The following is a 12,801-nucleotide window of genomic DNA, read 5'->3' as shown; positions in this document are numbered from 1 at the left end:
AAATTGGCTCAACTACAACGGCTGGTCATTGCCTCCGATCAATTCAATCCGCCTCAGATTTTGTTGAATGCCGACCAACAGCATTATTTGAGTCGAGTATTGCGATTACGATCGGGCGATCAATTCATCGCAATGGACGGACAAGGAAACGGCTGGCTGGCTGAACTGGAATCCGACCAAGCAAAAATTTTGGAAGCGATCGTTACAAAATCAGAGCTTTCCATTTCTGTCACATTGGTTCTGGCACTTCCTAAAGGCAATGGATTTGACGATGTTGTTCGGCAAGCCACCGAATTGGGCGTAACCTGCATCGCACCTGTGATCAGCGATCGGACACTTCTCAACCCCAGCCCCAACAAGCTAGACCGCTGGCGACGCATTGCTCAAGAAGCCGCAGAACAATCCGAACGGCAAGTCGTCCCCACGATCTTAGAACCCGTCTCCTTAACTAATCGCCTGTCCGAAAAATCCGCCGATCGCCGCTTTATCTGTCTAGCCAGAGGCTCCTCTCCCCATCTACTGGATGTCTTGCTAGAACAAAAGTTTTCCGCAATCACGCTAGCGATCGGCCCCGAAGGCGGTTGGACAGACCTGGAAATCGAGCAAGCGATCGCCGCAAACTACCAGCCCATCTCCCTCGGCCGTCGCATTCTGCGAGCCGTCACCGCTCCGATCGTCGCCCTTTCCCTCATCTCAGGATCACTCGAAAGAACGAATGAAGACTAAACTAGCGCATTAGAATTCAAAGTAGTGTTGCAAATCAGTTCCTGTTTCATCCCTCATCCCTCATCCCTCATCCCCCCTCCATCATGCTGCTCGAACAAATCGCCGCCGCCATCGATCGCCAAGATTACCGCGCCGCCGCCAAACTGCTCAAAGAATTCTTGCAGGAGTCGCCTCAAAATGTCTGGGGGCAGTTTTACAAAGCAAGACTCTATGAAATCTCTGGCAAACGAGAAGCGGCAGGCGAAATTTATCGTCATCTGTTGCGCGACGGGACAAATCCCAAACTGGTGACACAGGCGCGACAGGGAATTCAACGACTTGATGAGATTGCCCAGACAGAACACAAACAAGCCATTGCCCAAGCCACCGCCGACCCCGAAAACGCTGAACCAGGAATTCTCGTTTTGGAATCCATGCCCAGCGATGCCAGATCCTCTGCGGCTCAAAATCTAGCACGCATCATGAAACTAGACGCTTACACCGCCCGAATGCAGATTCCCAATCGCGGCTGGCGGCTGTATCGAGTCGGGGCGATCGGCGAACTGCAACATTATGGACAACAACTGAGAAACGCCGAAATTCCTGCATTTTGGGCTTCTGTGAATGCGCTACAAAAACTGCCCGTTTTTCAAGTTCACTATATTCAGGAATACCAACCTCAAGCGATCGTCGTCTGCCAAAACGAACAGGGGCAAATCGGCTCACTCAAATTTGATTGGTCAGAAGTCAGTCGGCGTGTCGAAGGGATGCTACCGATTTTTGAACAAGTCGTCGATACTGATCTTCGCAAAGGCACGATCGAACGGCAGCGAAAACAGACCACTCAAGACTACGCACACCTCTGCGATCTACACCTTCCCAAGCGTCGCTGCATTCTCCGGCTGTGCGATTTGAACTATCAATTTCACCAGGGGATCGCCTTTTCTGCGCCTCCCAAAGATTCCGTGGCGATCGACCAGGCTACCAACCGCATTCACTGGAATAATTTAATCGCCTTTCTCAAATATCAGCTTCCTCAACAGCCCGCCTGGTTAGAGTTTCAGACATTTGGAGAGACGGCGATCGACCACACGCTTCTACTCAAACGGCTCAACTCCCACGTTCACCTTTTTGGTCAAGACTCTAGCCCCTGGAATCCAGCGTTTCACCTTTACAGTGGATTAGCTTTTCTCAGAGAGTCGGCTTAGGGATCGGGCATTAGACCAAAGACGCAAGGCTAACAGCACAGCATTCAAAGTCTAGAATCCCAAGTCCAGACTCCCAAATCCAGACTCCTTTAACTCTTCTCGTCCCCTTTTCGTCCCTTAGAGAGAGGTGACTGACCTAACAGATTCAAGACAATAATAGTGAACAAATTAAGCTGAGTTGGTTAGAGAAATCCTATGAAATTCATTCGCATTCTTTTGGCTATTTTGGTTCCTCCGATCGGTGTTTTTCTGACAGCAGGGGTTAGCTCCGCTCTGTTTATCAATATTCTGCTGACGCTGTTGGGTTGGGTGCCGGGTGTGATTCATGCGCTGTGGTTCCTGCAAAAGGCTGACGAAAGACAGAACGCAGCCTACTAAGAAAAACGACCACAAAAAAACATCCCGATCGATGACTGGTTGGGATGTTTTTTAATGAGAAAAATCAAGTTGAACGTACTAAAAACTGACTAATCAATTAGTTGTTTCCAGCTTTCATATTTCGTGCCATGTCTAGATAAGAATTCATGTTGGCACCGGGACGACGACGGCCTCCATTGCTAGTAGGAACGAGATACTTTGTAGCAAACTCGGCTGACTGTGGCTCTTTGGGGGCGACTGCAACAGGGGCAGTTTGGACGGCTGTAGCGGTCGCTGAGGTGCCGTTATTTGATGCCTTTGTAGAAGCTTTCTTTTTAGAAGCCTCTTCAGCAGGTTTGGTGGAAGTCGGGGCGGCTTCGGGCTTTTCGGCTACAGCAACAGAGGCAGCAGCTTTTTGAGTTTCAGAAGCCTTTGGTGACTCAGAGTTTTTTTGAGTGTCGGGCAGGCGGGTGATCGGGGCGGAGGCCGCTTCGTCTAGCTCCAAAAAGTACCCGGCGCTCTTGCGAGTTTTGGGAGCATTATCCGAAGCAAGGGCAGGTTTTTTGCTGCCAAGCAGTCCGCCGATAAAAGAAAGAATTCCGCCGAAAATGCTTTTGATGAGGTTGATTAGACCGCTCATGTGATACTGCTCCTAGGATGTTGCTGAGGCTGAGATTATAGGAATCTGGACTGATGAAAAACTGGGTGGCAAACAAGTTGGTCAAGTTTGACGATCGTCTAGCCTTGCTGATCATATAGCGTGTCGATCGAGCTTTCTCCCACTTTTGATAAATTCTGCTGAACAGTTAAACAGGGTCAAAATCGGCGCAGTCTTGTCTAAAAATTAGCGAAATGATCGTCCTTTGACTGATCCATTTTTCTGAAGCACACCCAAGCCAAAACTCAGAACATAAGCATTCCTATAGTCTGATTATCAGATGCAGCGATGAACACTTGCAACCCCAAACCATAACTTTCTGTAGAGTACGATACGAAGTAGTCACTCTCCCTTCAAGCCAAAAACCCCTAAAAAGGACTTTTGCTCACGCAAAGAAGTCTCAGCTTAAGGGGCTTCGCAAAATCAAACGACTCAGATACAAACCATCCCAGAATAAAGGACAGAACCACCTCTATTCATCCCTCATCCTTCATCCCTCATCCCTAGTACGATCGCGCCCTCGAATCGTTAGAAAACAGTCCCAGTAACGGCCCCAAAATTGCCCCAAACACAAATCCGCCTGCGTGGGCCCAGTAGGCGACTCCACCGCTTTCCATACCAATATTTGTTTTTGCTTGCAGGCTGGCGATTCCATACAATGCTTGTTGAAAGAACCAGATGCCTAAATAAGCGACCGCTGGAATCCGAAAAGTCCAGAAGAAGAAGCCTAGCGGAATCAGTGTGAGAATCGAGGCTTTGGGAAAGCGCAGAATGTAGGCACCCATTACGCCAGCGATCGCCCCACTGGCTCCTAATGACGGCACGGCCGACCCTGATGAGAAAAACCACTGTGACAGCGCTGCCAAAACGCCACAGCCAAGGTAAAAGATTAAATATTTGACATGCCCTAACTGATCTTCGACGTTGTTGCCAAAAATCCAGAGAAACAGCATATTGCCGATGATGTGCAAAAAGCCGCCGTGCAAAAACTGTGATGTGATTAGCGTCACCCATTCTGGAAACCCACTCGCATCGATGGGTGCCCCCGAAAAGTTCGCCGTCAACTGCCGAGGAACAACCGCCCAGGTGTAGAAGAAAGATTCTAACTGCTGAGGAGTCAGGCTCAATTCGTATAGAAAAACAAGTATGTTTGCTGCAATCAAACCATAAGTGACATATGGCGTGATCCGCGTTGGATTGTCATCGCTAAGAGGAAACACTGGACTTTTTCCCTAACTATCATTTGGCTGAAAGATAACGTATTTCGATCGAGCTTGTCTGTTCCCCTCTAGACAGATTCTACGGATTTTGATCCTGCGTGTGAAGCGAAGTCGATCGCTCATAAATTTACGAAGAACCACGCAGAATCTCTGAGATGAAAGTAGCAAAACCTGTCTATATCTGAGAGGTAAACTTGATGGATCGGTCAGTCAATTATGGTGAGTTTTGCAAAAGTCGCATTGCCGATATTAGCTTTAGGATTGATGTTTACAACGCCTCAAATTGCATCTGCCAAATTTCTCGCAAACAATGGGAGTGGGGGTTACTACGATCGCCAAACAGGAAGATCCCACAGCTATGAATTTGAACTCTGGGCAAATGACAACAACAGTAAATACACCTTGAAAGTGTGGCGATCGCCCGACTATCCCAACAAGTCGCCTATTAAAGTTGAGTACTTTAGGTCTGCTGGCGAAGCTTTGAACTTTTTTGATAAGAACTACACAGATAAAAGCTGTGACCTTTGGAGAGCAGAGGGAGTTTGCAGCAAGTCACAGCTTTAGAGGATGTTTGAACAGCCTTTGACTCCTAAATAAAGCTGATTCAAACACCATAAAACCCCCAGTCTCCTATAGAAATTGGGGGTCAAAAAGCTGTGTCCAGTCAATCAGAGCAAAATTAAAAGATGCAGTTTTTCAGAACACATTCATCAGCCGATCCCTTGGCTTACATTTTGCCATTTTGCATGACTTGTTGCAGATGATGCCGAATTTCTTGAGCCTTTTGCATGTCCTCTTCCTTCAATTTTTGAAAGAGTTCAACACAGGGCTGAGAGTTCATGCTTTGAGCATCTTGAATGTAGGTATCGTATGCCTTGACCGCTTCAGCTTTGTTTTGAAGAACCGTAAGCAAATCGTATTCGAGGTTGCTAAGAGCACGAGCGCTGTCGGTAGTCGTTGTCATAGTCAAATCTCCCAAATCGGTATCCCTTAAGAATGGTTTGAGAGGCGCGATCGTTCATCTACCAAAAGTGGAAGACCAAATGTGGAAGACGCGCTTTTGTTGACCTACAAAACAACCACTCAACTTCCTATTTTCCCTTCACCAAAATAGAATCTCCTTCAACCTTGGCCTCATACATTGCCAATCCCTTGACAGCCGGCCCCTGTAATACTTTGCCATCCGCCGCAAATTGAGACGCATGACAGGGACAAGCAAACGACTTACGCTCTGTCTTCCAGGTCACCAAACAGCCCTGATGAGGACAGGTCGGATTGACGGCCACAACTGCCTTGGGGTCAGATGGATTGCGAACGACTAGCAACGGGCCCGCCGCAAATTGCTCATTCAAAATCTGCCCAGACTTATCCAGATCGGTCGCCGCCCCCACCTTCACAAAGCCATCCGCTCCCGGACTCGCCGCAGGTTTTGCTTCGGTTTGAGAATTAGACGAACAGGCCACGATCGCCACAGGCAAACTACTCGCCACCCAGCCCAAACTCACCCAAGATAAAAAAGTTCGACGATCCATGATGTGTTCTCCAGAAAGCGATAAAGTTTTCGATCGGGTTCAAGTCTAGCTGCTGTTCCCTAAATCCCTTCTGCTTGTAGACAAACCGGACAGTTTACTTGATGTGCCGGGAGCAGAACTAGAACGAGTGCACAATAACCCAAAGCGATCGACAGCGCCATCGCTAGTCTACGAGGGAAATGCATCCAAAAAAATAAAAATGCATCTTCCGCATTACAGTTATGCAGAAAATTCATACATGGAAATATTTTGTAACTACGTATACGAATTTCCTCTGTAATCTCGCCTAACTTAACCTTCAAGAGCAATCGCAACCCCGATTCTCGCACCCCACATCCGACCTTCCGCAGGTTCTTCTATTCAGGTGCGTCGATCGTCTGCCCGTGTTTCGGTTGGGACACTTTTTATTTCTAGGCACCCTCCATGACAGACACTATTTCAGCAGCCGCGACCCTCAATAAGTTCGAGAAGTTAAAAGCCGAGAAAGATGGTCTTGCAGTCAAGTCTGACCTGACGCATTTTGCTCAAGTTGGCTGGGAAGCAATGGATGAGACCGATCGTGACCACCGACTCAAATGGCTAGGGGTGTTTTTTCGCCCGGTGACTCCCGGCAAGTTCATGATGAGAATGCGGTTTCCGACTGGAATTCTCACCAGTGGACAGATGCGGACGCTGGCTGAAATCGTACAGCGCTATGGCGAAGATGGCAATGGAGACATTACAACCCGCCAAAACATTCAGCTTAGAGGGGTGCGGATCGAAGATTTGCCCGATATTTTCAACAAGTTTGAACAGTCAGGGCTGACCAGCGTGCAATCCGGGATGGATAATGTCCGCAATATTACCGGGTCGCCTGTCGCTGGCATTGATGCTGATGAACTGATTGATACTCGTGAATTGGCGATACAAGTCCAGGACATGATCACGAGCAACGGGGTTGGCAATCCTGCGTTTACGAATCTGCCGCGTAAATTCAACATTGCGATCGCCGGGTGCCGCGATAACTCCGTCCATGCGGAGATCAACGACATTGCCTTTGTGCCTGCCTATCAGGGTGATGAGCTTGGCTTCAACGTGTTGGTAGGAGGATTCTTCTCTGCCAAGCGGTGTGAGGCGGCGATTTCGATGAATGTCTGGGTGCCGCCGAGTGATGTGGTGGCTTTGTGTGAAGCGATTTTGATTGTCTACCGCAATCACGGTCTGCGCGCCAATCGTCAAAAATCTCGCTTGATGTGGCTGATTGACGAGTGGGGGATTGAGAAGTTTCGATCGCAAGTTGAGACTCAAATCGGCCACATATTGCAACCCGCCGCCGCCAAAGACGAGATTCTCTGGGACAAGCGCGATCACATTGGAGTCTACGCCCAAAAGCAACCCGGACTCAACTATGTCGGCTTACACGTTCCTGTGGGTCGGTTGTTTGCTCCAGACATGTTTGACATTGCTCGTCTAGCTGAAGTCTATGGCAGTGGAGAGATTCGCCTTACCGTTGAGCAAAACATCATCATTCCCAATGTGCCCGATTCGCGACTGACGGCACTGTTAGAGGAAGCGATCGTTCAGCGATTTTCGACTCAGCCAGAAAACCTTTCTCGTGCATTGGTGTCTTGCACTGGCTCCCAGTTTTGCAACTTTGCCCTGATCGAAACCAAAAATCGAGCCGTGGCAATGATCAAAGAACTGGAAGCCGAAATCGAGTGCCCGCACCCGGTGAGAATCCATTGGACAGGTTGCCCTAACTCCTGTGGTCAGCCCCAGGTTGCTGATATCGGTCTGATGGGCACCAAAGTCCGCAAAGACGGGCGCACCGTCGAAGGAGTCGATCTCTATATGGGTGGCAAAGTCGGCAAAGATGCTCACCTGGGCACCTGTGTTCGTAAAGGCATTCCCTGTGAAGATCTCAAGCCCATTCTGCAAGAGATTCTCACGCAGCAGTTTGGCGCAAAAACAAGGGATGAGGGATGAGGGATGAGGGATGAGGGAGCGGTAAAGGATTCAGCATTTTAGAATTCGGAACTCAGAACTCAGAACTCGGAACTCAGAACTCGGAACTCGGAACTCAGAACTTAGAACTCAAACCTGAAGATTCCTTTCATCCCTCATCCCTCCTTTCCTTTCCCAGCAAACTTAATTTTGGAAGACGATTCATGAGTGACCTCTCAAGACGGAAATTTATCATCACCGCAGGTGCAGCCGCAGCCGGAACGATTCTTGTCAATGGCTGTAGTTCTCCGAATAAGACCAAGACGGCCGCGAGTGCTGACAGTTCACCCAGTGCGATTCCTGCTGTCAATTCGGGGAGTGTCGAAACGCCAGAAACGCCGACTGCAAAACTGGGCTTTATCGCGCTGACGGACTGTGCGCCGCTCGTGATTGCGTTGGAGAAAGGACTGTTTAAGAAGTACGGCATGACGGATGTCACCGTTTCTAAACAAACCTCGTGGGCTGTGACACGCGACAACATTGAGCTAGGGTCTGACAGAGGCGGCATTGATGGGGCGCACATTCTGACTCCGATGCCCTACATGATGGCTTCTGGCAAGATCACCAAAGGCAATACGCCGCTGCCGATGTACATTTTGGCGCGATTGAATACTGATGGACAGGGGATCTCCGTTGCTAACGATTACTTAGATTTGAAACTAGCTGCCGATAGCGCTCCGTTGAAAGCCAAAGTTGAAGCTGCAAAAGCGGCGGGTAAGAAATTCAAGGCGGCTGTTACCTTCCCGGCGGGCACTCACGACTTGTGGATGCGCTACTGGTTGGCAGCAGGCGGCATCGATCCTGAAAACGATGTGGATCTCGTCGTCGTACCGCCGCCCCAAATGGTAGCCAACATGGAAACCAAAACAATGGATGCCTTCTGTGTGGGTGAACCCTGGAACGGTCGTCTAGTCAACAAAAAGCTCGGCTACACCGCCGTCACGACAGGCGAACTGTGGAAAGCACACCCCGAAAAAGCCTTCACAATGCGGGCGGACTGGGTTGATAAAAATCCCAAAGCAGCCAAAGCAATTTTGATGGCGATTCAAGAAGCTCAGGTCTGGTGCGACAAAGACGAAAACAAACAAGAGATGTGCGAAATCATCTCGGCTGATAAGTATGTGAAAGCTCCTGCAAAAGACATCGTGGAACGAGCCAAGGGCAACTTTGACTTTGGTAACGGTCGCACGCTGGCAAATAGCGACTTGATGATGAAATTTTGGCGTGAGAATGCGTCTTATCCCTATAAGAGCCACGACACCTGGTTTGTCACCGAGAACATGCGCTGGGGCAGATTTGCAGCCGATACCGATGTGAAGGCACTCGTCGATAAGGTCAACCGTGAAGATTTGTGGAAAGAAGCGGCGAAAGCGATCGGTCAAACGTCCGCCATTCCGACCGATGCTTCTCGCGGCGTTGAAACCTTCTTTGATGGAGTCAAGTTTGATCCCGCCAACACCAGCGCTTATCTGAGCGGTTTGAAGATCAAAAAAGCCTAGTTCAGCAATAAAGCTTAAACCATCAGGCGTGATGGGCAAAACGTCAGCGATGAACTTCAACGCTTCGTGCTTGCTGGTTCAATCATCAACGATGCACCTCTAGACATCACGCTTGCTAGTTTGAGTATCAACGATGCACCTCCAGACATCACGCTTGCTGGTCTGAGTATCAACGATGCACCTCCAGACATCACGCTTGCTGGTTTGAGTATCAGCGATGCACCTCTAGACATCACGCTTGCTGGTCTGAGTATCAACGGTGCACCTCTAGACATCAGCACCGACGCTCAAACATTCAGCCCTGATTCATTTTTCTTCTTCTGCTCAACTCGCTCTCAGGAACTTCTTCACCATGACAGCTAATCCTTCTCTCCGTCAGCCTTCACAGTTTTCTGAAAATGTTAGTAAGCAGTTAAAACAATTGCTGCCGCCGTTTATTTGTACGCTGGTGGTTTTGGTGCTGTGGCAGTTACTGTGTCTGAGTCCAGAATCCAAGATGCCTGGCCCGATTAAGGTGGTTACTCAAACGATTTTGTGGATTCTCAACCCGTTTTTTGATGATGGGGGCACCTCAAAAGGACTCGGCTGGCAGATTTGGATTAGTTTGCAACGGGTAATGATTGGTTACAGTTTGGCGGCCGTGGTCGGGATTGCGCTGGGCGTGTTGATCGGCACGAGCGAATTCATGCGACGTGGACTTGACCCGATGATTCAAGTGCTGCGAACGGTTCCGCCGTTGGCCTGGCTGCCGTTGTCGTTAGGAATTTTTCAAGATAGTAACCCGGCGGCGCTGTTTGTAATTTTTGTGACCGCAATTTGGCCCATCGTCATTAATACTGCGGTAGGCGTTCAACAAATTCCTCAAGACTACAACAACGTGGCTAAAGTTCTGCGTCTGTCAGGCAAAGAGTACTTCTTCAATATCCTGGTGCCCTCAACGGTGCCTTACGTGTTTGGTGGTTTGAGAATCGGCATCGGACTGGCATGGCTGGCGATCGTCGCTGCCGAAATGCTCAAAGCAGAAGGGGGCATCGGCTTCTTTATCTGGGACGCTTACAACGCAGGCAACGAAGACAGCATGAGCCAAATTATCATCGCCGTTCTCTACGTCGGCTTGGTCGGTCTAGCGCTCGATCGCCTCGTCGGTTGGCTCGGCTCTCGCATCGTCTCCGAAAACTAATCAACGTCAGTGCGATCAAATCTTTGCTGCGGTTGTTAATTCAGGCAGCCCCCTATATCCCCCACCCGTGAGGGACTTTGAACCGGAAGTCTTATCTTAAGTTCCTCAGAATTGGGGGGTTGGGAGGCAGAAGCGCTCAATAACAAAGCAAAGCAACCTCATCGAACTCACGTCAATCAGGTCAGGGAATTAGTCGCAAGCCACTCCACCCCTTACACCCATTGCTGCCATGTCTGTTTTTCTCGGAATTGACCACGTTGATAAGGTGTTTCCGCTGTCCAATGGCGGCACCTATGTTGCACTCAAGAATATTGACCTAAACATCCGCGAAGGTGAGTTTGTCACGCTAATCGGACACTCTGGCTGCGGTAAGTCTACGCTGTTGAGCATTGTCGCTGGACTAGAAAGCCCGTCAGTGGGCGGTGTGGTGCTAGAAGGGCGAGAAGTCACCAGCCCAGGGCCCGATCGCATGATGGTCTTTCAAAATTACTCACTCTTGCCCTGGCTCACCGTTCAACAAAACATCGAACTCGCCGTAGACAAAGTTCTCAAAACGCTGTCACCCGCCGAACGCCGAGAAATTGTCGAACACAACATCGAGATGGTAGGGCTAAAGCCTGCCGCTCACCGCAAGCCCAAAGAACTGTCTGGCGGCATGAAACAACGGGTCGCGATCGCGCGTGCCCTCTCAATTCGTCCCAAGATGCTGCTGCTCGACGAGCCGTTTGGCGCATTAGACGCGCTGACACGAGGCAATCTGCAAGAACAACTGATGCGGATCTGCGAAGAAAGTCAGGTGACCTGTCTGATGGTGACCCACGATGTCGATGAGGCGCTGCTGCTATCCGATCGCATCGTCATGTTGACCAACGGCCCCGAAGCCCACATCGGACAAATTCTCGACGTGCCGATTCCTCGCCCTCGCAAACGGATGGAAGTCGTCAACCACCCCAGTTACTACGGCTTACGCAACGAAGTGATCTACTTCCTCAACCAGCAAAAACGCGACAAAAAACGCAGGGCCAAGCAGGCTCCCAAAGTGGCGATCGCCCGCAACGGTCTAGAAAAAGTCAACCTGGATATCGGCTTTATTCCGCTGACCGACTGTGCGCCGCTGATCATTGCCAAAGAGAAAGGATTCTTTAAAGAATTTGGCTTAGAAGACATCAATCTGTCTCGCGAACCCAACTGGAAAGCGATCGCCGAAGGAGTCGCCACCAAACGCTTAGACGCGGCCCAAATGGTTGCAGGAATGCCTTTGGCGATGACAATGGGCGTGGGAGGCAATACTCCGATTCCCGTCGTAACGGCGCTAGTCACTTCTCGCAACGGCAACTCCATCACCCTCAGCAAAGAGCTTTACAATCAGGGCGTGCGATCGATTCAGGACTTTAAGCAAGCGATCGACCAGTCCCCCACCAAAACTCACACCTTGGGAATGGTGCATCCCGCTTCGATGCACAATCTGATGATGCGCTACTGGTTGGCGGCCGGCGGCATTGACCCCGATCGCGATGTTAGCCTTGCAGTGATTCCCCCGGCTCAAATGGTCGCCAACCTCGCCGCTGGAAACATTGATGGCTTCTGCGTCGGTGAACCCTGGAACAACCGCGCCATTCAAGAAGACCACGGATTTGTGATTGCCACCGACTTAGAGATCTGGTCAGGACATCCCGAAAAAGTGCTGGGCGTGCGAGAAGACTGGGCGCAGCAGTATCCCGAAACCCACATTGCGCTAATCAAAGCCTTGCTGGTCGCTTGTGAATACTGTGGCGATCGACGCAACCGCGAAGAAATTCTCGAAATTCTCAGCCGTCCCGAATACGTGGGCGTGTCTCCTGCCTACATGCGTCCTGGATTTACTGATCCTTACGTGCGGAGTCAGGGTGCCGAGCCAGAAGCCATGTTGCGATACCTCTACTTCAACGTCGATCAAGCCAACTGCCCCCGTCGCACCGAAGCAATCTGGACGATGACTCAGCTAGCCCGCTGGAACATCACCCCCTTTCCGCGCAACTGGATCGAGATTTCAGAACGCAGCCGCCGGATTGACCTCTATGGCGAAGCCGCCCGCCAGCTAGGACTGCCCGACAGCGAACCCGATCGCGATTCCTTTGGCTTATTTGACGGCGTGATCTTTAACCCCGATGACCCACTCGCTTATCTCAACAGTCTCAAAATTCGTCGCGAATTCACCATCAAAGAGATCAGTCTCGACCCCGCCGTATCGCTGGCCGCCTGAGACTCTGAGGAAAATTTCGGTCAACTGCCTGACGTGAATTCGACAAACTCTGCTCCCATGACAACTTTAGAGCGTCCCTGAATCCCCCCCTACCCGAAACGCTTACCTGAAAGTCTCCCAAATTGGCAGTTGGGGGGCAGGAGCTTCTAACCAACCAAGCAGGAAACCTGGCTCAAATTCACGGCAACCCAATTCACGGTGTATCCGACGCTATCTC

General features: G+C 50.2%; 13 protein-coding genes. 9 read left to right on the top strand and 4 right to left on the bottom strand.

The window, feature by feature from the left end; genetic code table 11:
• Positions 1-3 precede the first annotated feature (3 nt).
• The 3 genes from ACKFKH_RS23435 to ACKFKH_RS23425 all read left to right on the top strand — a co-directional run bounded on the left by ACKFKH_RS23435 (position 4) and on the right by ACKFKH_RS23425 (position 2,291).
• The gene (locus tag ACKFKH_RS23435) at positions 4-726 is read left to right on the top strand and encodes a 16S rRNA (uracil(1498)-N(3))-methyltransferase (protein ID WP_446860777.1); all 723 of its coding nucleotides are present in this window, start codon (positions 4-6) and stop codon (positions 724-726) included.
• An 83-nt stretch (positions 727-809) separates the two neighbouring features.
• Positions 810-1,913, top strand: a complete 1,104-nt coding sequence (locus ACKFKH_RS23430; protein WP_446860776.1) for a tetratricopeptide repeat protein — start codon at positions 810-812, stop codon at positions 1,911-1,913.
• A 195-nt stretch (positions 1,914-2,108) separates the two neighbouring features.
• Positions 2,109-2,291 (top strand): YqaE/Pmp3 family membrane protein, encoded by a 183-nt coding sequence (locus tag ACKFKH_RS23425; protein ID WP_446860775.1) that lies wholly within the window; start codon positions 2,109-2,111, stop codon positions 2,289-2,291.
• A 97-nt stretch (positions 2,292-2,388) separates the two neighbouring features.
• Here ACKFKH_RS23425 and ACKFKH_RS23420 read toward each other — a convergent pair whose 3' ends face one another.
• Positions 2,389-2,910, bottom strand: a complete 522-nt coding sequence (locus ACKFKH_RS23420; protein WP_446860774.1) for a hypothetical protein — start codon at positions 2,908-2,910, stop codon at positions 2,389-2,391.
• Positions 2,911-3,431: 521 nt separating this feature from the next.
• The gene (locus ACKFKH_RS23415; RefSeq protein ID WP_446860773.1) at positions 3,432-4,148 is read right to left on the bottom strand and encodes a rhomboid family intramembrane serine protease; all 717 of its coding nucleotides are present in this window, start codon (positions 4,146-4,148) and stop codon (positions 3,432-3,434) included.
• Positions 4,149-4,364: 216 nt separating this feature from the next.
• Between ACKFKH_RS23415 and ACKFKH_RS23410 the strand changes: the two genes are divergently transcribed.
• Complete coding sequence (locus ACKFKH_RS23410) at positions 4,365-4,712, top strand: hypothetical protein (RefSeq protein ID WP_446860772.1); 348 nt, start codon at positions 4,365-4,367, stop codon at positions 4,710-4,712.
• Between the two features lie 163 nt (positions 4,713-4,875).
• Here the strand turns inward: ACKFKH_RS23410 and ACKFKH_RS23405 are convergent, their stop codons facing one another.
• Both ACKFKH_RS23405 and ACKFKH_RS23400 read right to left on the bottom strand, forming a co-directional pair.
• The gene (locus ACKFKH_RS23405; RefSeq protein ID WP_446860771.1) at positions 4,876-5,112 is read right to left on the bottom strand and encodes a hypothetical protein; all 237 of its coding nucleotides are present in this window, start codon (positions 5,110-5,112) and stop codon (positions 4,876-4,878) included.
• Between the two features lie 127 nt (positions 5,113-5,239).
• Positions 5,240-5,680, bottom strand: a complete 441-nt coding sequence (locus ACKFKH_RS23400) for a QcrA and Rieske domain-containing protein (RefSeq protein WP_446860770.1) — start codon at positions 5,678-5,680, stop codon at positions 5,240-5,242.
• A 423-nt stretch (positions 5,681-6,103) separates the two neighbouring features.
• Between ACKFKH_RS23400 and ACKFKH_RS23395 the strand changes: the two genes are divergently transcribed.
• From ACKFKH_RS23395 to ACKFKH_RS23375, 5 genes are all read left to right on the top strand, one after another.
• Positions 6,104-7,645: a ferredoxin--nitrite reductase gene (locus ACKFKH_RS23395; RefSeq protein WP_446860769.1), complete on the top strand. Its 1,542-nt coding sequence runs from the start codon at positions 6,104-6,106 to the stop codon at positions 7,643-7,645.
• A 182-nt stretch (positions 7,646-7,827) separates the two neighbouring features.
• A complete protein-coding gene (locus tag ACKFKH_RS23390; RefSeq protein ID WP_446860768.1) occupies positions 7,828-9,162 on the top strand; it encodes a CmpA/NrtA family ABC transporter substrate-binding protein in 1,335 nt (444 codons plus the stop codon).
• 66 nt (positions 9,163-9,228) lie between these two features.
• Entirely contained in the window at positions 9,229-9,525 is a 297-nt protein-coding gene (locus tag ACKFKH_RS23385) for a hypothetical protein (protein WP_446860767.1), read from the top strand.
• Complete coding sequence (gene ntrB / locus ACKFKH_RS23380) at positions 9,515-10,342, top strand: nitrate ABC transporter permease (RefSeq protein ID WP_446860766.1); 828 nt, start codon at positions 9,515-9,517, stop codon at positions 10,340-10,342. Before ACKFKH_RS23385 ends, ntrB begins: the two co-directional genes overlap by 11 nt.
• Positions 10,343-10,571: 229 nt before the next feature.
• On the top strand, positions 10,572-12,584 hold the full coding sequence (locus ACKFKH_RS23375) for a nitrate ABC transporter ATP-binding protein (protein WP_446860765.1): 2,013 nt from the start codon (positions 10,572-10,574) through the stop codon (positions 12,582-12,584).
• The last annotated feature ends 217 nt before the right edge of the window (positions 12,585-12,801 follow it).

The organism is Phormidesmis sp. 146-20 (genome assembly GCF_052939475.1).
This window is presented reverse-complemented; position numbering and strand designations above follow the sequence as displayed.

Coding starts and splice junctions, on each gene's coding strand:
- ACKFKH_RS23425 (WP_446860775.1), top strand. CDS start 2,109: ATGAAATTCATTCGCATTCTTTTGGCTATTTTGGTTCCTCCGATCGGT.
- ntrB (WP_446860766.1), top strand. CDS start 9,515: ATGACAGCTAATCCTTCTCTCCGTCAGCCTTCACAGTTTTCTGAAAAT.
- ACKFKH_RS23390 (WP_446860768.1), top strand. CDS start 7,828: ATGAGTGACCTCTCAAGACGGAAATTTATCATCACCGCAGGTGCAGCC.
- ACKFKH_RS23405 (WP_446860771.1), bottom strand. CDS start 5,112: ATGACAACGACTACCGACAGCGCTCGTGCTCTTAGCAACCTCGAATAC.
- ACKFKH_RS23420 (WP_446860774.1), bottom strand. CDS start 2,910: ATGAGCGGTCTAATCAACCTCATCAAAAGCATTTTCGGCGGAATTCTT.
- ACKFKH_RS23430 (WP_446860776.1), top strand. CDS start 810: ATGCTGCTCGAACAAATCGCCGCCGCCATCGATCGCCAAGATTACCGC.
- ACKFKH_RS23400 (WP_446860770.1), bottom strand. CDS start 5,680: ATGGATCGTCGAACTTTTTTATCTTGGGTGAGTTTGGGCTGGGTGGCG.
- ACKFKH_RS23410 (WP_446860772.1), top strand. CDS start 4,365: ATGGTGAGTTTTGCAAAAGTCGCATTGCCGATATTAGCTTTAGGATTG.
- ACKFKH_RS23395 (WP_446860769.1), top strand. CDS start 6,104: ATGACAGACACTATTTCAGCAGCCGCGACCCTCAATAAGTTCGAGAAG.
- ACKFKH_RS23375 (WP_446860765.1), top strand. CDS start 10,572: ATGTCTGTTTTTCTCGGAATTGACCACGTTGATAAGGTGTTTCCGCTG.